The sequence below is a fragment of the Clostridium paridis genome (assembly GCF_016765615.1).
In the GTDB taxonomy this organism is placed as follows: domain Bacteria; phylum Bacillota; class Clostridia; order Clostridiales; family Clostridiaceae; genus Clostridium_T; species Clostridium_T paridis.
Genome location: NZ_JAESWA010000001.1, coordinates 37,248 through 62,574, shown reverse-complemented (window position 1 = coordinate 62,574; position 25,327 = coordinate 37,248). Strand labels below are relative to the sequence as shown.

The 25,327-nt window shown below is 30.5% G+C and carries 24 protein-coding genes and 1 riboswitch; of the genes, 4 read left to right on the top strand and 20 right to left on the bottom strand.

Translation table 11 applies throughout. From position 1 onward, the window contains the following. Window positions 1-52 precede the first annotated feature (52 nt). Window positions 53-1,030, top strand: coding sequence for an LCP family protein (locus JK634_RS00285; protein WP_202765635.1), 978 nt, complete (start codon window positions 53-55; stop codon window positions 1,028-1,030). A gap of 27 nt (window positions 1,031-1,057) precedes the next feature. Here JK634_RS00285 and yidA read toward each other — a convergent pair whose 3' ends face one another. The 14 genes from yidA to JK634_RS00215 all read right to left on the bottom strand — a co-directional run bounded on the left by yidA (window position 1,058) and on the right by JK634_RS00215 (window position 15,056). Then, the gene (gene yidA / locus JK634_RS00280) at window positions 1,058-1,864 is read right to left on the bottom strand and encodes a sugar-phosphatase (protein WP_202765634.1); all 807 of its coding nucleotides are present in this window, start codon (window positions 1,862-1,864) and stop codon (window positions 1,058-1,060) included. Between the two features lie 106 nt (window positions 1,865-1,970). Further along, entirely contained in the window at window positions 1,971-3,614 is a 1,644-nt protein-coding gene (locus tag JK634_RS00275) for an N-acetylmuramoyl-L-alanine amidase (protein WP_202765633.1), read from the bottom strand. A 175-nt stretch (window positions 3,615-3,789) separates the two neighbouring features. Then, on the bottom strand, window positions 3,790-4,560 hold the full coding sequence (locus JK634_RS00270; protein ID WP_202765632.1) for an ABC transporter ATP-binding protein: 771 nt from the start codon (window positions 4,558-4,560) through the stop codon (window positions 3,790-3,792). Window positions 4,561-4,562: 2 nt separating this feature from the next. Beyond that, the gene (locus tag JK634_RS00265; protein ID WP_202765631.1) at window positions 4,563-5,561 is read right to left on the bottom strand and encodes an iron chelate uptake ABC transporter family permease subunit; all 999 of its coding nucleotides are present in this window, start codon (window positions 5,559-5,561) and stop codon (window positions 4,563-4,565) included. Window positions 5,562-5,573: 12 nt separating this feature from the next. Further along, window positions 5,574-6,482, bottom strand: a complete 909-nt coding sequence (locus JK634_RS00260; protein ID WP_202765630.1) for an ABC transporter substrate-binding protein — start codon at window positions 6,480-6,482, stop codon at window positions 5,574-5,576. Window positions 6,483-6,493: 11 nt separating this feature from the next. Next, on the bottom strand, window positions 6,494-7,447 hold the full coding sequence (gene cbiB, locus JK634_RS00255; protein WP_202765629.1) for an adenosylcobinamide-phosphate synthase CbiB: 954 nt from the start codon (window positions 7,445-7,447) through the stop codon (window positions 6,494-6,496). A gap of 2 nt (window positions 7,448-7,449) precedes the next feature. Beyond that, window positions 7,450-8,913: a cobyric acid synthase gene (locus JK634_RS00250; protein ID WP_202765649.1), complete on the bottom strand. Its 1,464-nt coding sequence runs from the start codon at window positions 8,911-8,913 to the stop codon at window positions 7,450-7,452. A gap of 35 nt (window positions 8,914-8,948) precedes the next feature. After that, window positions 8,949-9,539, bottom strand: a complete 591-nt coding sequence (gene cobC, locus JK634_RS00245; protein ID WP_202765628.1) for an alpha-ribazole phosphatase — start codon at window positions 9,537-9,539, stop codon at window positions 8,949-8,951. Window positions 9,540-9,547: 8 nt separating this feature from the next. Further along, the gene (gene cobS, locus JK634_RS00240; protein WP_202765627.1) at window positions 9,548-10,288 is read right to left on the bottom strand and encodes an adenosylcobinamide-GDP ribazoletransferase; all 741 of its coding nucleotides are present in this window, start codon (window positions 10,286-10,288) and stop codon (window positions 9,548-9,550) included. 2 nt (window positions 10,289-10,290) lie between these two features. Beyond that, window positions 10,291-10,851 carry a bifunctional adenosylcobinamide kinase/adenosylcobinamide-phosphate guanylyltransferase gene (gene cobU / locus JK634_RS00235; protein WP_243425527.1) on the bottom strand — a complete coding sequence of 187 codons (561 nt, stop codon included), beginning with the start codon at window positions 10,849-10,851 and terminating at the stop codon, window positions 10,291-10,293. Further along, complete coding sequence (gene cobT / locus JK634_RS00230; RefSeq protein WP_202765625.1) at window positions 10,848-11,888, bottom strand: nicotinate-nucleotide--dimethylbenzimidazole phosphoribosyltransferase; 1,041 nt, start codon at window positions 11,886-11,888, stop codon at window positions 10,848-10,850. Before cobT ends, cobU begins: the two co-directional genes overlap by 4 nt. A gap of 161 nt (window positions 11,889-12,049) precedes the next feature. After that, window positions 12,050-12,266, bottom strand: a riboswitch (cobalamin riboswitch). A gap of 41 nt (window positions 12,267-12,307) precedes the next feature. Continuing rightward, window positions 12,308-13,381, bottom strand: a complete 1,074-nt coding sequence (locus JK634_RS00225; protein WP_202765624.1) for a pyridoxal phosphate-dependent aminotransferase — start codon at window positions 13,379-13,381, stop codon at window positions 12,308-12,310. A 1-nt stretch (window position 13,382) separates the two neighbouring features. Continuing rightward, a complete protein-coding gene (locus JK634_RS00220) occupies window positions 13,383-14,210 on the bottom strand; it encodes a Cof-type HAD-IIB family hydrolase (protein WP_202765623.1) in 828 nt (275 codons plus the stop codon). A 30-nt stretch (window positions 14,211-14,240) separates the two neighbouring features. Continuing rightward, window positions 14,241-15,056: a Cof-type HAD-IIB family hydrolase gene (locus tag JK634_RS00215; RefSeq protein ID WP_202765622.1), complete on the bottom strand. Its 816-nt coding sequence runs from the start codon at window positions 15,054-15,056 to the stop codon at window positions 14,241-14,243. Between the two features lie 281 nt (window positions 15,057-15,337). Here JK634_RS00215 and JK634_RS00210 point away from each other — a divergent pair, with 281 nt between their 5' ends. Next, on the top strand, window positions 15,338-16,930 hold the full coding sequence (locus JK634_RS00210) for a peptide chain release factor 3 (protein ID WP_202765621.1): 1,593 nt from the start codon (window positions 15,338-15,340) through the stop codon (window positions 16,928-16,930). Window positions 16,931-16,975: 45 nt separating this feature from the next. Here the strand turns inward: JK634_RS00210 and JK634_RS00205 are convergent, their stop codons facing one another. Continuing rightward, the gene (locus tag JK634_RS00205; protein ID WP_202765620.1) at window positions 16,976-17,728 is read right to left on the bottom strand and encodes a hypothetical protein; all 753 of its coding nucleotides are present in this window, start codon (window positions 17,726-17,728) and stop codon (window positions 16,976-16,978) included. Further along, entirely contained in the window at window positions 17,722-18,267 is a 546-nt protein-coding gene (locus JK634_RS00200) for a sigma-70 family RNA polymerase sigma factor (protein WP_202765619.1), read from the bottom strand. Before JK634_RS00200 ends, JK634_RS00205 begins: the two co-directional genes overlap by 7 nt. 467 nt (window positions 18,268-18,734) lie before the next feature. On the opposite strand from JK634_RS00200, the gene JK634_RS00195 reads away from it, so the two are divergent. Together JK634_RS00195 and JK634_RS00190 are read left to right on the top strand one after the other, a co-directional pair. Continuing rightward, window positions 18,735-20,474, top strand: coding sequence for an ABC transporter ATP-binding protein (locus JK634_RS00195; RefSeq protein WP_202765618.1), 1,740 nt, complete (start codon window positions 18,735-18,737; stop codon window positions 20,472-20,474). Beyond that, window positions 20,471-22,258: an ABC transporter ATP-binding protein gene (locus tag JK634_RS00190; protein WP_202765617.1), complete on the top strand. Its 1,788-nt coding sequence runs from the start codon at window positions 20,471-20,473 to the stop codon at window positions 22,256-22,258. The genes JK634_RS00195 and JK634_RS00190 overlap by 4 nt, the downstream gene beginning before the upstream one ends. 42 nt (window positions 22,259-22,300) lie before the next feature. Here the strand turns inward: JK634_RS00190 and JK634_RS00185 are convergent, their stop codons facing one another. The 4 genes from JK634_RS00185 to JK634_RS00170 all read right to left on the bottom strand — a co-directional run bounded on the left by JK634_RS00185 (window position 22,301) and on the right by JK634_RS00170 (window position 25,183). Then, entirely contained in the window at window positions 22,301-23,089 is a 789-nt protein-coding gene (locus JK634_RS00185; RefSeq protein WP_202765616.1) for a site-2 protease family protein, read from the bottom strand. A 173-nt stretch (window positions 23,090-23,262) separates the two neighbouring features. Continuing rightward, window positions 23,263-23,574: a PTS fructose transporter subunit IIB gene (locus JK634_RS00180; protein WP_202765615.1), complete on the bottom strand. Its 312-nt coding sequence runs from the start codon at window positions 23,572-23,574 to the stop codon at window positions 23,263-23,265. Window positions 23,575-23,625: 51 nt separating this feature from the next. Further along, the gene (locus JK634_RS00175; RefSeq protein WP_202765614.1) at window positions 23,626-24,672 is read right to left on the bottom strand and encodes a PTS fructose transporter subunit IIC; all 1,047 of its coding nucleotides are present in this window, start codon (window positions 24,670-24,672) and stop codon (window positions 23,626-23,628) included. A 55-nt stretch (window positions 24,673-24,727) separates the two neighbouring features. Beyond that, window positions 24,728-25,183 (bottom strand): PTS sugar transporter subunit IIA, encoded by a 456-nt coding sequence (locus JK634_RS00170; protein WP_202765613.1) that lies wholly within the window; start codon window positions 25,181-25,183, stop codon window positions 24,728-24,730. Between the last annotated feature and the right edge of the window lie 144 nt (window positions 25,184-25,327).

Genomic DNA, 25,327 nt, shown 5'->3' with positions numbered 1-25,327 from the left:
AATTTATTAATGTGTTAAAATACAAAGGATAAAGAAGGGGGTTGCTCTTATTATGGACAATTACAAAAAAAGAAGTAATAAATCTTCCAAGAAACCTAAGAAGAAAAAGATTATTATTCTGTCAGTTTTAGCATTTATTTTAATAATTGCTGCAATAGGTGTTGGGTATGCTTTTTCACTGCTCAACAAAGTGGACACAGTTAAAGTAGACAAGCAGGACTTAGATATATCTAAAACAATAGATGAACAATATAAAGATGTTACTAACATTGCCCTATTCGGTATTGATGCTACTGATAATGAGGCTGGTCGTTCAGATGCTATAATGATTCTTACTATCGATAGTAATAGAAATAATGTAAGATTATCTTCAATTATGAGAGATTCTTATGTTAATATTAAGGGCCATGGAGAAGATAAAATAACTCATGCTTACGCTTTTGGTGGGCCAGAATTAGCAATAAGCACACTAAACACAAACTTTGATTTAAACATTAAAGATTTCGCAACAGTAAATTTTTCAAGTTTACCTAAGGTTATAAATGATTTAGATGGTATAGACATTAATTTAACTTCAGGAGATTTAAAATATATCAATAAATATATTGATAGCCTTAATAAAGTAAATAACACTTCTTCTCCTAATATTGCTGGTACAGGAGTTCATCACTTAGATGGAACTCAAGCTCTTGCGTATTGTAGAATAAGATATGACGGTGGAGATCAAGAACGAACTCAAAGACAAAGGACAGTTTTAGATGCTTTATTCCAAAAGATAAAAGCTACTAATAAAGCAAAATATCCTTCAATATTAAATGAATTACTTCCATTAATTCAGACAAGCCTTTCAAGCACTGACTTATTAAAGCTTGCAACTAATGCCACATCATTATCAACTCTAGAGCAAGATAGATTCCCTAGAGATGATAATGCTAAAGGTTCAATGATCAAAGGTGTTTTCTATGAAACTTTTGATAAGGACTTAACAACAAAGCAAATACATGATTTTATTTTTGAAGATAAAAAATAAAAGAAGATGGTTTAAAGCCATCTTCTTTTATTTTACTATGAATTTTTCAATAACTTCTGCTACTCCGTCCTCTTCATTGCTCTTGGTAACATAATTTGCAATATCTTTAATTTCTTTTGTTGCATTACCCATGGCAACCCCTAAGCCTGCATATTCAATCATATGGTGATCATTACCCGCATCCCCTACGCATATAACTTCTTCCTTGCTAATACCTAAATGTGCTGCCAAAGCCTCTATACCAGTTCCTTTGTTACTAGCTTTATTCAAAAATTCTAGAAAATATGGTGTACTTTGTACAACTGTATATTTCTCATATAACTCTATTGGTAGTTTCTTAATAGCGTCACTTAATATATCTGGTTCATCTATCATCATAATTTTTACTATCTCTTCATCATCCGCTACATTTTCAAATGGCATTATATTTATTTCAATTCCATTAATCTTTGCTTCCACCTCTGTATATGTGCTATTTTTAGGAGTAATAAGGCCATTTTTTCTTGAAAATGCATGTATATTGACCCCTAACTTTTTACTTATATTATATAGCTTATGTACATCTCTACCATATAATAAACTACTGCTTATTACATCTCTAGTTTCAGTATTTAACACTAGTGCTCCATTATAGCTTAAAACATAATCTTTTTCTGAAATTAAGTTTAATTTCTTTAAATATTGGTCGATTCCTTCAATAGGTCTTCCAGAGGCCAATACAACTTTCACACCTAATTCTTTTGCTTTTTTTATTGCTTCTTTTGTTCTATCTGATACGGTTTTATCTTCTCTTAATAGAGTTCCATCCATATCGATAGCTATAATCTTATACATGTCTTTCCTCCAAATATCAATATTTTATCTTTAAATTAAAAGGAGGAGATACTTCATAATTATAATTTACATTAATTATAATATGTTGATCTTCTCCTTATATTTATTAATTTAACACTTCTTTTACTGCTTGTGCAATATTTTGTCCTATAAGATCTTGATTTTTAGGATCGGCTGATCTTTTAGCTTCACTTGGATTAGATATAAATCCACATTCTACCAATACTGCCCCCATAGTTGTATATTTAGTTACATACAACCCATGATCATGTGCATATAAATTCTTATACCCCATGTTACTAGCTAATTTGTTAACAATTTTATTTGCAACATCTTTTCCTAAAATAGCTTGTTTACTTGGCGAAGTGTCAATCTTCAAATTATCATAAGGCCATCCACCAGGATCAATACCTGAAACTACATCTTTTGTATCAATATTAGGCTTATAGCTGCTATAATGAGTACTTATTCCTGTACTAGTAGATGTACCAGCATCATGATGAATACTTATAAATAAACTAGCTTCCGCATTTTTAGCAACATTAAGTCTAGTTTGCATCGATTCATCTAAAGTCTTATATACAGGTTTTTCCCAGGCTTGTCTAGTTAATACAGCTTTGTAACCTTGATCTTCCAAGCTTTGAGCTACCTTTACTGCTACCTGCATATCTAAAACTGTTTCTTCATATGTAGTTGTTCCAAATTTTCCTACAGCTCCATAATCAGCACCATAGCCGTGACCTGGATCTACAACAACAACCTTTCTAAATAATGACTTTATATTATCAGGTATAATACCAGTTGATCCTAATATAGTCAAATTGAAACTAGGCTTTGCATCCAAATAATCTTGTACATCTTTTTCAATTTCTGTTTTTCTTACTAATAAAATAGGTCTTTTAGTTTTAGCAGCTAATACTCCACCAGTTAACGCATCAGGAAAATCATCACCAGTTGCAAATATTACATCATTTGTAAAACTTGATTGGAATGCTTTAACAACATTTAGGGTTGTCAAGAATCTATTACTTCCTGCAATTCTTCGAACATTTATCCCCATGCTCTTTAATGTACTTTCAGTGCTTGATGATACAACTGCAGAACTACCTGGAATAATAACATTTTTTATACCATTACTTTTTATCCAATTCTTAGTATCCTCTGTAAATGTCTTTGGATCTGTAAATAGAATAGGAATGTTATTCATAGCTGCATATGGAGCTATTGCAAGTGCATCTGGAAAATCATATGCAGTTGCTATAACTGCAGTGTGACTTGAATTACCCCCTTGTACATTTTTAGCTATTTCGATTGATGTTTTAAATCTATCAGTACCACCAAGTCTTGTTACTTTCTTCCCAGAAGACACTAAACTATCTTCAATTTTTTTAGATATAACCCCAGCACTCCCTAGAATATATATATTTTTTGCTTTTAGCCTATTTATTTCATCACTTGTTGCTTTTGGTATTGACTTAGTCTCTGTTAATAATATAGGACAATTTAATTTATACGCAAGTGAAACACCTGCTAATGCATCAGGAAAATCATAAGCATAGGCTAAAACTACATTATCAGAAGTACTCCAACCTGCTTTACTTACAGCTACACCTGTCTCTATTCTTGTTGAGCCGCTATACCTCACTTTGCCGCTAATTGATAAAGCTTTTGCATCTAGCCTTATTCCAGTAGAAATAAGAGCAAACGCTAACAAGAAAACTATAATCCTTATTGATTTGTATTCTTTCAAAACTTTCCCTCCATAACCATAGTTATTTATATGAGATTAATTAGAAAATAGCTATCGCTGTAACAGAATAATAGTTATGCAATCAGCTGCTTTCTAACAAATTCATATACTTTTTTAATTATATTATACATTTTCTCCTAACTTTTTACAACTTAGTTACCCAATATAAGTATTTTTAATAGAAGTTTACTAAAAGCTCATTTCTATTTAAATTTTCTTCTTTTAAATTTAATCCATACACCTTATTCAATAACTTTGTATCTAAAAATTCCTCTGGAGCATACTCTCCCTCTATCTTTCCACCATGAAAAACTATCAGTTTCTTGGAAAATTTTAAAGCAAGATTTATATCATGATTTACAACAATTATTATTTTATTTTCTTTTTTATTTATTTCTCTTAGTAGTCCCATTACAGATAACTGATGCTTTATATCAAGGTGCGCAAGTGGTTCATCTAATATAATGCACTTAGCATCCTGGCATAGTGCCCTTGCTAAAAAAACTCTACTTCTCTCACCCCCACTTATTTCTCTTATACTTCTATCTTTTAAATCAAATATACCTGCAATCTTCATAGCTTCGTTAACTTTATTGATATCTTCTAAACTTTCACTAGAAAAACCTTTCTGCAAGTAACTTCTTCCCATCATCACAGTATCATAACAACTAAATTCCATATCAAATGAAGCTATTTGTGGTACATAGCTTATTTTTCCTGCAAACTCTTTTGCCTTGTATTTATTGATATTTTCACCTTCAAGTAATATTTCTCCCTCTTGTGCTCTGAGCGCTCTAATTAAATGCTTTATAAATGTAGTCTTTCCACTTCCATTTGGTCCTATTATTGAGTAGAATCCTCCATATGAAAATTCTACTGATAAGTTTTTTAATATTAAATTATTCCTAGACTTATAACTTAAATCTTTAACATTCAAAAAATTCATTGCTAACCTCTTTTCTTTTGTACTAATAAATACATAAAGTACGGTGCTCCTATTAGAGCTGTTATGGCTCCTACAGGAAGTTCTGTTGGAGGGATTATAGTTCTTGATATTGTATCACAAACGACTAAAAAAATTCCACCAAACAACGCAGAAAATGGTATAACTTCTCTATTATTACTTCCTACTATAATTCTAACTATATGTGGAATTACCAAACCTACGAATCCAATTATTCCACTAAAAGAAACTAAAGTTGCCACGATTAATGATGATAATATTACTAGAAACTTCTTAATATTTTCTCCCTGGACACCTAGACTATAAGCACTTTCTTCACCAAGTGATAGTATATTAATATCTTTATATTTTGAATATATTAAAAATCCCCCAATGAGTACTATTGGCAGAACCATTAATACTTGTGAATAACTTGAACTATTAAAACTACCCAAGGTCCAAAATATTATTTTATCCATTGCCTCCTTCTTAAGAATCATCATAAGTGAGATTAAGGAACTAAATAAGAAATTTACAGCTATTCCTGATAACAATAGCGTTTCTGTAGGTATTCTTCCGCCTACTTTAGCTATGTTATACACAAGCAATATTGTAGTTATAGCTCCTATAAATGCCAGAAGTGTTATGTATATATAATTACTACTCTCTAGATTAAACACTAATCCAACAGCTGCCCCTAAAGCTGCACCTGATGATACTCCTAAAACATAGGGATCCCCCATAGAGTTTTTAAATATCCCTTGAAAAGTGGCTCCGCTAACAGCCAAACCTATTCCTGTTAGCATTGCCATAAGTATTCTTGGTCCCCTAATATTCACTATAATTTTTGAGATTATATCTCCGTTATATTTACCTAGTATAGTATCTTTAATAATTGCTAGTACCTTATTAAATGAAATATCTGCTGCTCCCAATGTAAGAGAATATAATTCTAATATAACTAATAAAATTAAAACTATAAAAAACAACTTTCTATGCTTCACTTTTTTCTCCTATTATTTAAAAGCTTCTGGGTGAAGTATTTTAGCCAATGCTTCTAATCCATCTGCCTGTCTTGGTCCCTGTCTAGATAACATATTATCATCTATCTCATATACGTTTCCTTCTTTAACTGCATTTAATTCCTTATATCCTTCACCAGTTGTAAAACCTTCTTTAGAATTATATTTATCTGACAAAACTACAACTTGTGGATTTTTCTCCATAAGTTTTTCTTTTGAATAATTCCATCCATCTACATCTTTTGCTATATTATCCCCACCAGCTTTTTCTATGATTTGACCTATAAAAGTATTACCTCCTGCAGTAAAATCCGATTTTCCAAATCCTACAACATAATAAACACTTGGATGCGGTAATCCATTAATCTTCTTTTCTACATCAGCAACTTTTTTCTTCATTCCATCTATTATATCTTGCCCTTTTTTCTCTTTACCTAATATCTTTGAAATGTCTTCTATATTCTTATAAGCTCCATCAAAAGAATCTTCTCCATATAGTACCGCTACATTAATTCCTAATGCTTCAAGCTTATTTACTAATTCCTTACTAAAATGAGCTCCTGCTATTACTAAATCTGGCTTTAATTCTGTTATTTTTTCTATGTTTGGTTCAGTAATTTCTCCAACAGATTCAATCTCTTTAGCCTTTTCTGGATAATCACAATAATTTGATCTACCCACTAGTACTTTTTCATCCCCAAGGGCAAATATTGTTTCTGTCGCCCCTGGAGATACTGATATAACTCTTTGAGGAGCTTTATCTAAAGTTATTTCTCTGTTATATGAATCAGTTATCTTTATAGCTGTATCTTTCTTTTCTACGTTATTACTTGAACATGACACTAATACAAAAATTGATATTAAAGTTATGATTGCTGTTATTACTTTCTTATTTATTCTCATTAAATTTCCTCCTAAATTAAATTATTCAATTTTATCATAAGTAAGATATATATGACCATAATTAATATGGTTGATGCGTAAAGAAGTTTAATTGATTTAATTATGTCATATGCTTCTAGTTCTTTTTTCTTATCTCCTATATATGGTTTTTCTAATACTTTTCCAAAATAACTTGTAGGCCCACCTAGTCTTACTCCTAATGCACCTGCTCCTGCTGCTTCTGGATGAGCAGAGTTAGGACTTTTATGATTTTTTCTATCTCTAATAAAAATATGAAATGCCCCTTTAGTATCATATCTAAGAAAGAAAGATGAAATAATAATTAAAATTCCACTTATTCTTGCTGGTATCAAGTTAAACAAATCATCTACTTTAGCTGAAAAAAATCCTAAGTCCATATACTTTTCATTTTTATAACCAACCATGGAATCCAGTGTATTTACTGCCTTATATGCCATAGCTAAGGGAGCCCCCCCTATAATTGCAAAAAATAATGGAGCAATTACTCCATCTGACGTATTTTCAAGTATTGTCTCAACTGTAGCTTTGCATATTCCTTCCTTATCCAATCCTTTGGTATCTCTAGAAACCAAATAAGATATTCTTTCTCTTGCTTTACTTATATCTTCTTCTTTCAATGGCTTATATACCTTATAGCCTTCATCACTTAAACACTTGGGGGCAATTGTAGTCCACAAAATTAAAATGTTAATTATGTGAAATAAATATATGTTTACATTATAAGCTAATTTTAAAATTCCATATGTGACCAAAAACACAATTAAAATTGTTGAAATGCATAACAATGGTCCCCAAAAATATCTTAACTTCTTATTACCAGGATTTTTACTCCGTGCAAACTTTTCAAAAGTTTTTATATATTTTCCAATAAATTTTACTGGATGAGGAAAGCTGTATGGATCTCCTATTGCCGTATCTAGTAAAAAACTTAAGAACAAATCCATAATTATACCCCCTCATTTAAAATCTTATATATCTTCTCCATATCTAAAGACTTCCTAACTATTGATGCTAGTTCAGCATATTGACTATTCTTATAATCATAATAATTAAATACTTTATTTTGAAGTTCTATATTAAATGTTCTTCTAACTTTATTTAATAATTGTAGTGTAAATTCTCCATTATCAAAAATACCATGAAAATAGGTTCCTATAACCTTCTCATCTTGTGATAAAACTCCATCTTCGCCATCAGTTGATGTCAATTTTATGAAGTTTTTAATACCAGATGTTTCAGTTATATAAGTTTTTCCCATATGAATCTCATATCCTTTGACCTTATTTCCTGATAGGTTTTCGTATCCTTCTGAAAGCACAGTATTCTTGTCTTTCTGAAATTCTGTGTATATTGGAAGTAATCCTAGTCCCGTTTCCTTCGATAAATTGCTTTCTACACCTGAAACATCACTGACTTCTCTTCCTAACATTTGATATCCACCACATATACCAAAGATGAACTTCCCTTTCTCTCTCTCTTTAATTATCTTGTCATACATACCACTTTCCTTAAGTGCCTTTAAATCGCCAATGGTGCTTTTGCTTCCAGGTAGTATTATTAAATGATATTTATCTATCTCCTGATTTAGTTCAACAAATTCAACCCTAACCCCAACATTTAAAGCTAATGAATTAAAGTCCGTGAAATTAGACATATATGGTACTTTTATTACCCCAATTTTCAATTCCCCATCCCTATTAAACTTACTAAAGTCTGTGACACTATCTTCATCTTCCAAGTCTAGCTTAAAATGTGGAATTACTCCTACAACTGGTACTCCTGTAAGTTCCTCTATCTGCTTAAGTCCAGGTTCTAAAAGTTCTATACTCCCCCTAAACTTATTTATTATAATTCCTTTAATTAATTTTCTCTCTTCTTCAGGTAATAACATAATAGTCCCATATAAGGATGCAAAAACCCCCCCCTTATCTATATCTCCTACTAATAAAACTGGGCTTTCTGCAATTTTTGCCATACCCATATTTACAAATTCATCCGAAAGATTTATTTCTGCTGGGCTGCCCGCCCCTTCAATAACTATGACTTCATGTCTAGAGCTAATATCTCCATAAACATTCTGAATTTTTTCTTTTAATTCCTTTTTCTTTTTAAAGTAATCAACAGCATCTAAGTTATTCCAAACCTCACCTAATAAAACCACTTGAGATTTTCTGTCTGAAGTAGGCTTTAGCAAAATAGGATTCATTTTGGAACTTGGAACCTTATAACATGCTTCAGCTTGCATTATTTGTGCTCTTCCCATCTCATGTCCATCAGGTGTAACTCCAGAATTTAAAGACATGTTTTGCGACTTGAAAGGGAAAACATCATAATTATCTTCTGTAAATATTCTACATAACGCAGTACACAAAATACTTTTTCCCACTGTCGATGCTGTTCCTTGTAACATTATACTTTTTGCTTTTTCCACAGTTATCCCCTCCCCTAATTGTCCTTATTAACATACTTTATCTCTACTCCACCACCAAAAATATTTATTTCACTATAAGCTCCCTGTATAGGATTTACTCTATAAAATCCTTTTAATCCTAAAGACAAAATGCTACTAAATAAAGCTCTTATTACCCCTCCGTGAGTGACAATTAATATAACCTCATTATCTTGATCATTTCTGAGTTTATCTAGAAAACTATTACATCTATAATAAAAATCCTTAAAGGAATCTCCTTCTGGGAAAGTGAAACTGATATAATCTGCTATGAAACTTTTCCATTCCCCAGGAAATATTCTTTCTATTTCTTTATAATTTAAGCCTTCCCACTTTCCAAAATTAATTTCTCGAAGTTCTTCACTTAATACTATATTTTTAAACTTCTTATTCATTAATTCCAATGTTTCTATACATCTTTTTTGAGGTGAACAATATACTTTTGAAATATTATAGTCCTTAAGTAATTCTCCTAACTTAATTGCTTGTCTCTTTCCTTCTTCATTTAAGACATATTCACTTTTCCCTTGATATAAACCTTTGAAGTTTCCCTCTGTTTCACCGTGCCTAACTAATAATATCTTCATTATTTCTCCTAAAATAAATAACAACTATAAATCAAAAATACCAATAACTCATTTAATTCTACTGATGCACCTAATATATCTCCTGTTACGCCGCCTATTCTTTTCTCTATGTAATTTCTAAATAGTATCGTGAAGAAAAAGCAAATGATTAGTAAAATCACTCCTTTTATTCTTCCTATAATAGAAATCAACGTAATCCCAGTCAATAATGCAATAACAAAGTTCTTTTTCTCTAATACTCCAATAAACAAATCCCCCATGCCTTCTTTTTCTCTAGCATACTTTCTTTTATACATTAGAAGAGTAATCAAAGTTCTTGAAATTATAGGTGCTAAAATGATGCCCTTATATACTTCTATATGGTTTATTGAAGAGAGTGTAATAATCTTACCTACTATTAAAAATATTATTCCTAATGCTCCAAAGGTTCCAACTCTTGAGTCTTTCATTATCTCAAGTATTTTCTCTTTACTTCTACCTGAAAAAATTCCATCTATGGTATCACCTAAACCATCTATATGAATAGCACCAGTAATAACTACATGAGAAATTACGGTTATAAAAATAGAAATATTAAAAGGGAATACTCTACTACCTATATAAAATATAGCTGCTTCAAAAATACCAACAATAAGTCCTACTAACGGAAAAAAAGCTACGCCTTTTTGAAAGTTTTCTCTTTCAACTTTTAAATTAATATTTATAGGTATTCTAGTCATAAATTGAAGTATCAATATGAAATTTTTCAAGGTTATTCCCCCTTAATCTTAACTGGTATACCGCTTATAACTAAAAATACCTTATCTGCTTCTTTTGCAATATATTGATTTACTCTTCCTGCAATATCTCTAAATTCTCTTCCTAACTTATGTTCTGGAACAAGCCCTGCTCCAACTTCATTAGTAACAATGACTATCTCTGTCCCATAGTTATCTTCAATATTTTTAAATTCTTCTATCATAAAAGAAACTTCTTTTAAAATATCTTCTTCTTTTTTACTATAATCAACTTTAATTAGATCTTCCTCTTCAAAAGATTCCATATTCATAAAGAGTAGATTTGTAATCATAACAGTAATGCAATCTAAGATAATTCCATCATATACATCTTTAATTTTTGTAACTATATCCTCATAAGCTTCTAATGTATCCCAATTTGGATTTCTGCTACTTCTATGTTTTTGTATTCTTTTCTTCATTTCGCCATCAAAGGGTATTGATGTTGCAATATATAATACTTTTTCTTTGTCCTTAAGTAACGCTTCTCCAAAAGAAGACTTTCCACTTCTGGCACCACCTGTCACTAAGATCATATTTCTTCCCTCCATAGGTCTTTATAATCTTTTATATCTACATTTCCTTCCTCAAAAGTTCCCATTTCATTTATAACTTTTAATGAGTTTTCTATAATATTAATTGCTAGTGGGCATCCTGATCCCTCTCCAAGTCTCATTGAAAGATTTAACATTGGATTTAATCCTAGTTCATTCATTGCAATATTATAGCCCTGTTCCTTTGAAATATGGGATGGGAACATATAATTTTTTGTTTCAGGATCTATTCTATATGCAATTAATGCTGCTACTGCCGAAATATACCCATCTATAACTATTGGTAAATCATACTTTTTAGCTCCAAGATACAATCCAACCATTCCAGCTATATCAAAGCCTCCAACTTTATGTAATACATCCATAGGATCTTCTTTAATTGGTGAATTAACTTCTATTATTTTCTTGATAACCTGCTTTTTTAAGGTTAGTTGGTCGTCTTTAAGTCCTGCTCCTCTTCCTACGGCTTCGTCAATATCACAATTGGTTAGTGCAATAAGTGCTGAAGAAGAGCTAGTCGTGTTACCTATTCCCATTTCCCCTGTTCCGACAATATCATACCCTTGCTTTTTTAGTCCATGAGCTATTTCTATCCCAATATTAATAGCCTCATTTGCTTCTTCAAGAGTCATAGCTTCACCCTTTGCTATGTTAGATGTACCTTTTCTTATTTTTTTTATTATTAAACCTGGATAATTAATTTCTTCCTTAATCCCAATATCTATAACTTTAAGGTCACAATTATTAACTCTAGCAAGAACCCCTATGCCTGTAATTCCTCTTAGAAAATTTATTGTCTGCATAGCAGTAACACTTTGAGGTGCTGATGCTACCCCTTCTTCACATACCCCATTATCACTAGAAAAAATAACAATTGCTTTTTTATTTATTTGATTTTCTACCTTGCCTGTTATTCCTGCAAATTTAATTGCTATACTCTCTAATTCCCCAAGGCTTCCAATAGGTTTAATTAAATTATCTAACTTTTTCTTTGCTTCAATCATAGCATTCTTGTGCATCTTGATCCCCCCAATAATATCTAATAAATAAAAAAGCCAGCGGAATATCCACTGGAAACATTAATCTAATATTTTAGCAATATAAAATAAATCTATGTAATTCCTTTTATCTTTGATAATGCTAATCACTTAATGGTTTCCTTTCTCCCTCCGAAAAATTTACCTTATCACATCTTAGGCAGGTCTTCTGGCTTTGATTCATCCTACTCCCTATCCTTCCCAAGGTTTGTTCCCTCAGTGGTTTATATAGGTTTCATCCTCAATACAGTAGCGGGGGCTGCCTGGGCTTTTAACCCAATTCCCTTTTAACCAGTAAAATAACTTCTCTTAATCTTGAAAATACTATCTTTACTAGGCACCATAAGATATACTATTCAGTTTTATAAATAATATCACACTAACTATTCTTTGTAAATGCGCTATAAATTCTTCAAATTATCTATTAGTAATTTATTTAAATTTCTAGACTTTATTGCAAACCTTACATAAGTATCATCAAGCTTTTTAAAATTCGAACAATTTCTTATAAGTATTCCTTTGTTTAATAATATCTCATATAATTCACTAGTTTTCATTGTGTCTAGCTTACAAAGAATGAAGTTACAATTTGTGTCATAAACCTTTTTAAATATTGATAACTTAGCAAATTCATTTTTCATATAACCTATTTCATTAGCTATCCACTCTCGACTTTTACTTATATAGTTCTCGTCTTTGTAAGATTTTTCCAATGCTATTTCTGCAAAAGAATTTATATTCCAAGGAAGCTGATATTTCTTTAATTCTTCTATAAATTGCTTATCACTAGTTATTCCGTATCCAAGTCTAGCTCCCGGCATACCAAAGAACTTAGTAAATGCTCTAATTATTACTAAACATTTATAACTAGCTATTTTATCTACTAATGAACTGCCTTCCCTGGAGAACTCTACAAATGCCTCATCTACTATAATTTTTTTATTCTCTTTTTCTGCAAAATCTAATATATCTTTAAATTTCTCTTTGTCAATTATATTTCCAGTTGGATTATTGGGATTTCCTAAGATTATTCCATCTAACTTATTTAAAGAACTTAATATTTCACTATAATCATACTGAAAGTCACCGGTTAAATTTATATATTCAATTTCTGCATTATACTTTAATGCAAAATCTTCATATTCTACAAAAGAAGGCACAACTATTCCTAATTTTCTTATCTTACTTAAAGATAAGTCTAGTATCTCTGATGCACCATTACCTAGAATCATTTCCTCACTAGATACATTAACATTCTCATACCTTAATAAGTATTCACTAATACTTGCCTTTAATTCTCTATACTGATAATCAGGATATCTTACTACCTCATTAAATAATTCCTCTATAGAATCTTTAAGTAAATCAGAAACACCTAACGGATTTATATTAGAACTAAAATCTACAAGGTCTTTTCCCTTAAATACACCATTAGTATATATATCTCCACCATGCTTCCATCTTTCATCCTTCAAATTACTTCTCTCCTTTAGCAGAACTTACTATGAATTTATCTATTACAAATGCTACTCCATCTTCTTCATTACTCTTGGTTATAAAATCTGCAATATTTTTAATTTCTTCCTTAGCATTTCCCATCGCAACACCTAGTCCTGCATATTCAATCATTTCAACATCATTATCTGCATCTCCAATTGCGATTACTTCCTCTTTAGAAATTCCTAGATATTCACCTAGTTTCTCCAATCCCGAAGCCTTATTGCACCCTCTATTCATAAATTCCAACATAAAGTCAACGCTTCTAATAACATTATACTCTTCAAATAATTCCTTAGGAACTTTTGGTGTAATTCTATCTAATACATCCTTCTCTTCTTCTAAAACCACTTTAAGTATTTCATCATTATCTAATACATCTTTAATAAAATCTACTTGATTAATCTTTAAATTTAATCTCTTCTCTTCATTATCAGAAAACTTGCTTATTTTATTAACTAAGTCACCATTATTAGTAAATGCATGTATATATGTGTTAAGGCCTTTTACTTTATTGTAAATATATTTTAGATCTTTTCCTGTTAATGTGGCATTACTGCTTATAACTGAATAATCACTTGTTTTACAAATTAAAGCACCATTTAAGCCAATAACATAATCTTCTTCTCCTGTAAGCTCTAATTCATCTAAATAATTTTTTATACCTTGAATTGGTCTTCCTGAAGTAAGCACTATCTTTACCCCTAATTCTTGGGCTCTTTTTAAGCTCTTCTTTGTTATCTCAGATATGCTCTTATCATCTTTTAACAAAGTTCCATCCATATCAATAGCAATAAGTTTGTACATGAATAACCCTCCTATAATAAATGTCTTTAGTTATTTTGCATTAATTATAAACTTTTCTAGTGCATAAGCTACGCCATCTTCATCATTGCTCTTTGTTATATAGTTTGCAATATTTTTAATTTCATCTCTAGCATTTCCCATTGCTACTCCCAGTCCTGCATATTCTATCATCTCAAAGTCATTAAGTTCATCACCAATGGACATTATTTCATCTTGTTTTATCCCTAAATGTTTTCCAAGCTCCATTAACCCTGTTGCTTTGTTACATCCCTTATACATAAACTCACATAAGTGATCAAAACTTCTGACAATACTATATTCATTACTAAATTTTTTGTTTATGTCCTCATATATATCTTCTAGCACATCAACTTTTGATATGATTAAAAACTTAATAACTTTCTCTTCATCATCTAACTCTTTATTCAAATCAATTATCTTTGTATCTGATGAAGACAATCTCCAGTTGTTTGGTAATACATTTACAATATCTTTTTCTACTAATGAACCTCTATCCATATGAGCTTCAAAAGCTAGTCCATCTCTTTTGAATACTTTATATACTCTTTTAAGATCCTTTCCTCTTAAGTGTCTTTCATATATAATAGATAAATCCTTAGTATTATGCACTGTAGACCCATTATTGGCTATAACATATTCTTCATCTTTGTCTAATCCAAGTTCTTTGACTAAATCAATAACTCTATTAATTGGTCTTCCTGATGTTATAACAATTTTCACTCCTAGCTCTGTAGCTCTTTTGATTGCTTCCTTTGTTTTTTCTGATACTAGTCTATTACTTCCAAGTAATGTACCATCTATATCAATAGATACTAACTTATACACTTTATTCATTCCCCCAAATCTAATTCGACATAATGAATGTCTATATTTTATTATTACTTATATAATAATACTTCTATTTATAGCAGTGCAAATTTCTAAAAATGAAAATAAACATATATTTGAATTTCGTTCAAAATCAAATTCACTGTTATTTCTTCAATCTCTATACTTTTGTTCCTCTATTTTTAGTTGAATTTTCTCGCTTCAATTGATATAATGTAGTTTGTTTTAAAGATAGTAATTCTATTTGATTAATATATTCACTTAAGGAGGAACTCAAGGTGGCAGATTTTATTAGAGAAATTGAGAAAAGAAGAACCTTTGCTATCATTTCTCACCCAGATGCTGGTAAGACTACCCTAACTGAAAAATTACTTTTATACGGTGGAGCTATAAGACTTGCTGGATCAGTTAAAGCAAGAAAAGCTTCAAAGCATGCAGTTTCTGACTGGATGGAAATAGAACAGCAAAGAGGAATCTCTGTTACTTCCTCAGTTATGCAATTTAATTACCAAGGTTACTGTATAAATATATTAGATACCCCTGGACACCAGGACTTCTCTGAAGATACATATAGAACACTTATGGCTGCAGATTCTGCTGTAATGGTAATTGATGCCGCTAAAGGTGTAGAGGAACAAACAAAAAAATTATTTCATGTATGTTCATTAAGAGGAATTCCAATATTTACTTTCATAAATAAGATGGACAGAGAAGCTCAAGATCCATTCCAATTATTAGAGGATATTGAAAATGAACTTGGAATTAAATCATATCCACTTAACTGGCCTATAGGTTCAGGTAAGGACTTTAAGGGTGTTTATGAAAGAGATAAAGAAGCTATTGCAGTATTTAATGGTGGTAATCACGGTCAAACAGAAGTTGAAATGCTTGAAGGAAACATTGAAGACCCTGCATTTAGAGACCTTTTAGGAGCACCACTTCATGATAAACTTAAAGAAGACATTGAGTTATTAGATGTTGCTGGAGACGAATTTGATCTAGAAAAAGTTATAGCTGGAGAATTATCACCTGTATTCTTTGGTTCTGCACTAACAAACTTTGGTGTAGAAATATTTTTACAACACTTTTTAGAACTTACTACATCTCCATTACCTAGAAATTCTTCAATGGGAGAAATTGATCCATTTAACAAGGATTTTTCAGCTTTTGTATTTAAGATACAAGCAAATATGAATAAATCTCATAGAGATAGAATTGCTTTTATGAGAATTTGTTCTGGTAAATTCGATAAAGGACTTGAGGTTCATCATATTCAAGGTGGAAAGAAGATAAAATTATCTCAGCCTCAACAATTCTTAGCTCAAGATAGAGAAATTATTGAAGAAGCTTATGCTGGTGATATAATTGGAGTTTTTGATCCAGGTATTTTCTCTATTGGAGATACCTTATGTAGTGGTAAGAAGTTTAAATTTGAAGGAATTCCAACCTTTGCTCCAGAACACTTTGCAAGAGTTAGACCTGTAGATACTATGAAGAGAAAACAATTTATTAAAGGTGTTACTCAAATTGCTCAAGAAGGTGCAATACAAGTATTTAAAGAGATCCATGTAGGAATGGAAGAAATAATAGTTGGTGTTGTTGGTGTACTTCAATTTGAAGTATTAGAATATAGACTTAAGAGTGAGTATAACGTTGATATTAAGATGGATAGACTTTCTTATAGATACGTTAGATGGATTGAAAATACTACTATCGATATTGATTCATTAAATTTAACATCAGATACAAAGAAAGTTAAGGACTTAAAAGATAGAAACCTATTGATATTCCAAAATGACTGGGGTATTTCTTGGGCATTAGATCATAATAAAGGCTTAGTACTTTCTGATGTAGGTAAAAGTGAAGATTAATAATTTAACCCCACTAGATATTTTTCTAGCGGGGTTTTACATTAATTATTTATTCATATACTTCAAGTAATTCTTAATCTCTCTATAGTTATAATTTCTAATAAAGAAATCAAACTTTTTCCCATCTTTCATCTCAATTATAACCTCACTTTCCCCTCTTGGTCTCACATATCTACCTATATGATATCCTAAAAATATAGCTACTAACGCTACAATACCATTTACTATTTCATTATCAAATCCAATAGCATTTTTAAATAAATAATATGGATAAAGAAATAACATAGAAGTTGTCATGATTGGTACTATAGAATTAATAAGCTCCCATCTTGCATATTTACTTTTTTTCTTATCCTTTCTATAAAGGGGTATACTCTTATCCATTCTTATAGCTACAATTTCTTCTTTGTCATATATATAAGTGATATACCTATTGGATGTAATATTATAACCAACAATAATAATTCTTCTATTGGTGAAGAAATTTATGTGGCTATATTTTATATCTCCACCACCTATAAATGCTATAGGCATAATTGCTCCAAATGTCATCATTGCTTCTAACATCGGAGGATCTGTAGCTTTTACTGTCTTCTCTATATATTCACCTTCGAGTAAAAGTTCACTTACAAATTGTCCTATATCTTTAACTTTTTCTCTAGAATAGTTTGTTTGAAGATCGTAAGATATTTTATTTAACTCTACATCACTTATTGTTCCCCAAGCTTCATATTCTTTTAATTCATCTATATTAAAACTCATTCCATTTAATTCACTTACTATCTTATCCTCTAACATGGTTGCACCTCCATTTCTAATTTTATCTTTTTCCTTCCTCTTGATAACTTTTGATAAATATAATCATTTGATTTCCCTATATCTTTTGCAATCTTTTCTATTGACTCTTCAAATAAATATCTTTTTATAAATATTTGCTTTTCTTCTTCATTTAAGTTTTTAATTAAGTTATAAAATCCTTCATCACTATCATAATTAAATCCATCTTCTTGATACTCTTGCTCAAGTAAAAATTCCTCTTTTAGCTCTAACTGACTATTCTGCTTAACAAGCTTTCTTTTATAATCTATTGCTTTATATTTTGCAATTGCCACAAGAAAGTTTAGTAAACTTCCCTTATCTTCTCTATAGAAAACTATCTTATTCCATATGGTCATTAATAAGTCATTAAAGCATTCCTCTATTTCATTTCTTTCATATGATTCATGTAATACCTTATTTAAAACTCCAAATAGTATTTTTCCATATCTATTATTTAACTCTTTAATAGACTCTGGGTCACCGCACATAATTCCTCTCACTATTTCAATATCTTCCATGATTTCCACCTCCTATACCATTAATACGTTTTAAACTTTTTTCTTTCTGACAAATTTTATATGATAAACTATTTAATTTTGGAATATTCATTATTTTAATTATATTATAAAAAAATTAAATTTTTAGTATTTTTTATTGACAAGCATTTCCATTGATGTTATCCTACTTGTATCATAAAAATAATTTAAGGAGGTAGGAAATATGTTAACCATGTTTAGATTTAACAATTTAACAAAACAAAATAAAATATTTGATAGTCCTGTCTCTTTTATTATTCGTAATTAATAATAAGGGTTTATTACACCATGGACTATCGTTCCATGGTTTTTTTATACGTTTTTTTACGTTTTTTAGCCATGGTATATCCATGGCTTTTTCTATTTTAGTTAATAAAAATGCTCTCCATTGCTAGCGCGGAGGATGTATTTTTTGAAATAAAACCATTTAAAAAGGAGGTTACACTTTTATGAAACGTATACTAAATTATATATTTAAACACAAATGGTTACTCGCTATACCTACCTTTTCAATGCTTCTTGTTATAGTAGTATGTTTATTTGAACCTTATGTTCAAAAACTATTTATTGATAAAGTAATTACTGGTGGAGAAAGAACACTAATTCCATATTTAATAGGTGGAATAATAGTTATAAATATAATTAAAGCTGTTTTTGGCTATATAAAAGAATATTTATTTGATCTTTTATCTGCTAAGGTAACTAAAGATTTAAAGGAGGACTTATTTGGTCACATCCAAAAACTTCCCTTTGGTTACTTTGATAAAATGAATACAGGAGAACTTATGTCCAGAATTGGTGAAGATGTAGAGAATATCTGGAGAGCTATAGGTTTTGGTTTAAGACTGTTCGTCGAAAACTCTCTATACTTTGTATTCAGCAGTGTTATATTACTGTATCTTGATTGGAAACTCGCTTTAGCTTGTATAATAATAATGCTTCCAATCGCCTATATTGCTATAAAGCTTGAATCAAAGATAGTAGATTCTTATGAAAAAATTAGTGATCAAAATGCTGTTATAAATACAACTGCTCAAGAAAACATCTCAGGAGTTAGGCTTGTAAAAGCCTTCGGCAGGGAAAAACATGAAATTCTTAAATTTCTTAAAATGAATCGCAAGAACTTTAAGCTTAATATGGAACAAGCAAAAATTACTGCTGATTATTTTCCTCCAATTGAACTTTTAACTAACATTTCTTTAGTAATTATGATTGCTTTAGGAGGAATTCTTGTAATAAATAAAGAGATTACTCTAGGAACTTTAGTAGCATTCAGCGGATATATATGGAATTTAATCTGGCCTATGAGAATGCTTGGATGGCTTATAAATATAATTGCTCAAAATAACGCTTCAGCTAACAAAATATTTAAAATAATGGATATTGAACCCGCTATAAAAGATTCTTCTGACTCAGTCACTCTACCTAAAATTAGTGGTAATATTGATTTCAAAGATGTTTCTTTTAAATATGGTGAAGAGGAAGTACTAAATAATATCAATCTAAAAATTCCAGCTGGAAGCACAGTTGCTATAATGGGAACTACTGGCTCCGGAAAAACATCTATAATTAACCTACTTGGAAGATACTATGATGTATCAAAAGGAAAAGTATTGATTGATGGAATTGATGTTAAAAATATTAAACTCAATGACCTTAGAAGTAACATTGCTATAGTTCCTCAAGATGTCTTCCTATTCTCTGATACCATAGAAGAAAATATTCGTTTTGGAAATAGAAATGCAAGTGATGAACAAATTATTGAAGCAGCTAACTTAGCCTGTGCAAGTAGATTTATATCTAAACTACCTGAAGGCTATAGCACTATAATTGGTGAAAGAGGATTAGGTTTATCAGGTGGGCAAAAGCAAAGAATATCTATTGCTAGAGCACTAGTTAGAAGAGCTCCAATTATTATACTTGATGATGCTACTTCTGCTTTAGATATGGAAACCGAATTTCAACTTCTAAAAAACCTTAACTCCTTAAATGATAAATCTACTGTATTTATCATAGCTCATAGAATTTCTGCTGTTAAAAATGCTGATATAATACTCTTCCTTGATAATGGTGAAATAGTTGAAAAAGGTACTCATGATGAGTTAATAACGCTTAAAGGAAAGTATTATGAAATTTACAAAGAACAATTTAAAGATTTTGAAACTATTACTCAGGAGGTGATCGCATGAGTATAAACTCCACAAAACAAGATGAGATGATACTAACCTTACCAAGAACTAGAGTTTTAAAAAGATTATTTTCTTATTTAAAACCCTATGGACTTAAGGTTTTTATAGTAATATTACTTTTAATATTTGTAATGATTGTAGGACTTGTAAATCCATATTTTCTAAAGATTTCTATTGATAAATATATTGGTAACAGTGACTACAATGGATTGATGCTTCTAGCACTATTATTTATTGTTTTAAATGTTGCCTCTATGATTGCTTCAAGATTTAGAATATTGATAATGTCTTCTGTTACAAATAATGCCCTTGTAAATATACGTAATGATTTATATACTCATATACAAAAACTTGGCTTTGCATTCTTTGACTCAAGGCCAGTTGGGAAAATCCTAGCAAGAGTTATAGGTGATGTAAATGCACTTGGAGACTTGTTCACTAACAGTGTTACAAGTCTTATCCCTGAATTACTAAGTTTAATTTGTGTTACCTTTATTATGTTTTTTATGAATGCTAAGTTAGCATTGGCATCTATAGCACTACTCCCAGTACTATTTATCTTAATGTTTTCAATTGAGACAATTTCTAGAAGGAAGTGGGAAGTCTATAGAAGCAAAAGATCTAATTTAAATGCCTATACTCACGAAAATTTTTCTGGAGTCAAAATAGTTCAAGGTTTCGCAAATGAAAACTTAACAAATAAAAACTTCTCCACTTTGCTAACTGATATGCTAGATAGATTCATGGATGCAGTTAGATACAATGACTTCTTTTGGCCTCTTGTTGAACTATCTTGGGGAATTGGTACCATAATAGTTTTCCTAAATGGTATAAGACTAATTGATTCTAATGAAATAACAATAGGAACCTTAATTGCTTTTACTATGTATATCGGAATGTTTTGGAGACCAATTGTAAATATAAGCAACTTTTATAATACACTAATTACTAATTTCGCTGCTGCCCAAAGAATATTTGAAATCATGGAGATTAATCCAGATATATATTCTATAGATTCAGCTGAAGTATTTCCTGAAATAAAAGGTACTGTGGAATTTAAAGATGTCACCTTTAGCTATGATTCCAAGAAAAAAGTCTTAAATAATGTTAGCTTTAAGGTTAACCCTGGGGAAAATATAGCTCTAGTTGGACCTACTGGTGCTGGGAAAACAACTATTGTTAATCTTATAAGTAGATTTTATGATGCAACTAACGGTAAAGTCCTAATAGATAATAAGAACATTAAACACATGGACCTAGAATCTCTTCGTAGCCAAATGGGGATAATGCTTCAAGATACCTTCTTGTTTTCTTCCACTATAAAAGAAAATATACGTTATGGTAAATTAAATGCTACAGATGAAGAAGTAATTGCAGCCGCTAAAGCTGTTAATGCTCATGATTTTATAGTGAAGCTTGAGAATGGATATGATACTGAGGTAAGTGAGAGAGGTTCAAAATTATCAGTTGGTCAAAGACAACTACTTTCCTTTGCTAGAGCGCTCCTTGCAAATCCAAGGATATTAATTCTAGATGAAGCTACCTCAAATATTGATACTCATACTGAAAAACTTGTTCAGCAAGGAATTGAGAAACTTCTTACTGGAAGAACATCCTTTGTTATAGCTCATAGACTTTCTACCATTAGAGATTGTGATAGAATCATGGTTATTGATGATGGTCGGATTATTGAAAGTGGAACTCACGATGAATTAATAGAATTAAAAGGTTCCTATTATTCACTTTACATGTCTCAATATAAACTAATGAATGAAGGAGCTTAGCCTATAAAAAGTGAAAGGGAAACAATTATAAGTTGTTTCCCTTTATTTTTTAAAAAATCTTTTAGATAAGTACTCTGTTTTAATTTCTAAAATAAACAAACAAATTAAAATTACTATTATTATATAAAATATAGTTGATATTCTGATACTATCTCTAATAAATCTCAAAATTATATTTGAGGTTGTAGGTATAAACATTAATACAATCCCTAAAACTGAAATGACATTTATAGCTCTAATAATCTTAGCTTTGCTAATACCTAATTTAATAAAAAAAAGAGATAGTGGTTCAGTTATAAGTTTGCTTCCATCTAGAGGAGGTATAGGAATTAAGTTCAATAAAAAAAGTCCAAAATTAATTAAAACTGTTTGATTTAATATTATTGAACTTACGCTATTTACCTCATCAGTTAATAATAACGAAAAACTATTATCGTAAAAGGTTAATTTATCAAAACTTAGATAGTTTTTAACAAGTATAAATGTATCACTTATTATTGTAATAACTATATTTATATCGCCTTTAGCATATATAAATAATCCTAAAATCGCTATAGCTAAATTTGCTAAGATTCCACTTAAACATACAATTAATTTATTACCTAATTTCATTTCTTCGTAGTCTTCCTCTTCAGGCATTATCATTCCACCTATAGGTATAAGCTTTAAATTAAACTCTATTCCTTTTATATAAAAATTTAATATACTGGCCCCTATTCCAACCTGATATTTTTTTACTCTAATTTTAAATATATTTAATGCTATAAGATGTCCAAATTCATGAATGGCAATTGAAATGTATAGTATTACAATAAATATTACTTCATTCACTTGAGCTCCTTTAACGTTATCTTACTTATATTGAGGAGTCCATAAAATAAACACCTCCTTAAGTATATCTATACTAGTTTGGAGGTGTTTATAACCAAAAAGTTTGTATTTTCTACACTGTATCTATAAACTATTACAACGTAAAATTAAGTTAGCATAATTAAAACTTGAAATTATTCCTTTATAAGCTCCACTGCCTTTTCAACTACATCCTTCGGATTTTTAATAGCTTTTTGAGCTTCAACCCTATAAATTACTTTACCATTGAATCTTTTTTCTTCTTTTACTGCAACATCTGCTGCAAAAATTACCAAATCAGCTGCTTTAGCTTCCTTTTCAGTAATTCTATTCTCAATTCCTATTGATCCCTGAGTTTCTACTTTAATCTTGTGTCCTAACTTTTTTGCAGCTTTTTCTAAGGCTTCAGCAGCCATATAAGTATGCGCAATGCCGGTAGGACATGCTGTTATAGCAACAATATTCATAAATAATTCCCCTTTTCTTTTCACTTGCCCAATAATAATCTTAAACTAATACTAGTCTTCTACTTCCAAATCATCCAATTCCTCTTCTGGAACTTCCTTCTTCAATAAATTTACCATTATTGCAGCAACTGCTATTCCAACTAAAACTGCAATAATAAACATTACTCTATTGTCAACTACAGGAAGAACTATTGGTCCACCATGTGGTGCATGATCTCCAACTTTTCCTATTGCTGCTATTGCAGCTCCTACAGCTGAGCCAGTTACTATTGATGGTATAACTTTTAAAGGATCACCAGCTGCAAATGGTATAGCTCCTTCTGTTATTCCTATTAAACCCATTGCAAGTGCACCTTTACCAGCTTCTTTTTCTGCTCTCGTATATTTTTTAGGTGCTAATAATGTTGCTACTCCCATAGCTAGTGGAGGAATACAAATTGCTACAGCAACTGGACCCATTACAGTATAGATACCTTCAGCAATCATAGCCGAACCAAACATAAATGCAACCTTGTTTACCGGACCACCCATATCAAATGCTATCATAGCACCCATTACAATTGCTAATAAAACTGAATTTCCTGAACTCATTGATTTTAATCCTTCAGTCATAGATGACATTAATGATGCTATTGGGTTACCAATTACTAATAACATTAATAGTCCTACTGCCAAAGAAGTTAATAGTGGTATTACAAATATAGGCATTATTGGTCTTAAGTTTTTATTTACCTTCCATCCTTTAATCCATCTAGCTATATATCCTGCGAGCAAACCTGCTATAATTCCACCTAAAAAACCAGCCTTGATATTATTAGATAGAACACCACCAACTAATCCTGGTGCTAAACCCGGTCTATCAGCAATTGCATAAGCGATAAATCCAGCAAGCACTGGAACCATTAAAGAGAAGGATGCACTACCAATATCCATTAACTTTGTCAAAAATGGATTAGTTACAACCGCTCCTTGACCTTCTTGAACTCCGCTAAGAGCAATAGATAATGCTATAAAAACTCCTCCGATTACTACTATTGGTATCATGTACGATACCCCTGTCATTAGATACTCCCTTAGTCGCTTTAATTCCTCTTTCATTTTCATTTCTCCCTTCATTTATTTATATCAATTATCCTCACAAGATAAAGATATTCTAGATATTCTTTATTTCAATTTCATTTAATATTTCTAGTACTGATTCTACTGTTTTACTCTCTTTTAATCTCATTACGAAATCTTCATCCATAAGTTTTCTTGATAAATTTGATAATATCTTTAGGTGTATGTTATTAGCATTTTCTTCTGGTACCCCTAGCATAAAAATTATCTCAACTGGATCTCCATCTAGAGAATCCCACTCTATAAAATTCTTACATATTCCAAGTACTATCATGGCTTCATTTACTGCCTTACTTTTGCCATGGGGTATTGCAATACCATTTCCTACTCCTGTTGAAAATTCCTCCTCCCTCATTAAAACTGATTTCACAAATTCATCTACTGAAGATATTTTGTTAGCTTTGGCTGCCATTTCTGCTAATTTATTTATTGCTTCATTTTTATCCTTTACGTTAAGTTCGAGTTCAATTAGTTTTTCATCTACTATCATAAAAACATCCTTTCCTTCTCTATTAAATAGTTATAGCTATCTATTTTAACTTCTATATATTTAGTAATTACCACTTATTTCCATACCTTAATTATACTCCAAACCCCACTGATTTCAACGGTTTAACCGTTTACTATTATTCAC

Excerpts from the sequence above, each read along its gene's own strand:
- JK634_RS00285 (WP_202765635.1), top strand. The coding sequence starts at position 53 with ATGGACAATTACAAAAAAAGAAGTAATAAATCTTCCAAGAAACCTAAG.
- JK634_RS00170 (WP_202765613.1), bottom strand. The coding sequence starts at position 25,183 with ATGATAGTAGATGAAAAACTAATTGAACTCGAACTTAACGTAAAGGAT.
- cbiB (WP_202765629.1), bottom strand. The coding sequence starts at position 7,447 with ATGGATTTGTTCTTAAGTTTTTTACTAGATACGGCAATAGGAGATCCA.
- JK634_RS00220 (WP_202765623.1), bottom strand. The coding sequence starts at position 14,210 with ATGTACAAACTTATTGCTATTGATATGGATGGAACTTTGTTAAAAGAT.
- cobT (WP_202765625.1), bottom strand. The coding sequence starts at position 11,888 with ATGCACAAGAATGCTATGATTGAAGCAAAGAAAAAGTTAGATAATTTA.
- cobC (WP_202765628.1), bottom strand. The coding sequence starts at position 9,539 with ATGAAGATATTATTAGTTAGGCACGGTGAAACAGAGGGAAACTTCAAA.
- yidA (WP_202765634.1), bottom strand. The coding sequence starts at position 1,864 with ATGTATAAGATTATAGCTATCGATATGGATGGAACTCTATTAAGAGAA.
- JK634_RS00250 (WP_202765649.1), bottom strand. The coding sequence starts at position 8,913 with ATGTTACAAGGAACAGCATCGACAGTGGGAAAAAGTATTTTGTGTACT.
- JK634_RS00270 (WP_202765632.1), bottom strand. The coding sequence starts at position 4,560 with ATGAATTTTTTGAATGTTAAAGATTTAAGTTATAAGTCTAGGAATAAT.
- JK634_RS00175 (WP_202765614.1), bottom strand. The coding sequence starts at position 24,672 with ATGAAAGAGGAATTAAAGCGACTAAGGGAGTATCTAATGACAGGGGTA.
- JK634_RS00200 (WP_202765619.1), bottom strand. The coding sequence starts at position 18,267 with ATGGAAGATATTGAAATAGTGAGAGGAATTATGTGCGGTGACCCAGAG.
- JK634_RS00260 (WP_202765630.1), bottom strand. The coding sequence starts at position 6,482 with ATGAGAATAAATAAGAAAGTAATAACAGCAATCATAACTTTAATATCA.
- JK634_RS00205 (WP_202765620.1), bottom strand. The coding sequence starts at position 17,728 with ATGTTAGAGGATAAGATAGTAAGTGAATTAAATGGAATGAGTTTTAAT.
- JK634_RS00180 (WP_202765615.1), bottom strand. The coding sequence starts at position 23,574 with ATGAATATTGTTGCTATAACAGCATGTCCTACCGGCATTGCGCATACT.
- JK634_RS00190 (WP_202765617.1), top strand. The coding sequence starts at position 20,471 with ATGAGTATAAACTCCACAAAACAAGATGAGATGATACTAACCTTACCA.
- cobU (WP_243425527.1), bottom strand. The coding sequence starts at position 10,851 with ATGATCTTAGTGACAGGTGGTGCCAGAAGTGGAAAGTCTTCTTTTGGA.
- JK634_RS00195 (WP_202765618.1), top strand. The coding sequence starts at position 18,735 with ATGAAACGTATACTAAATTATATATTTAAACACAAATGGTTACTCGCT.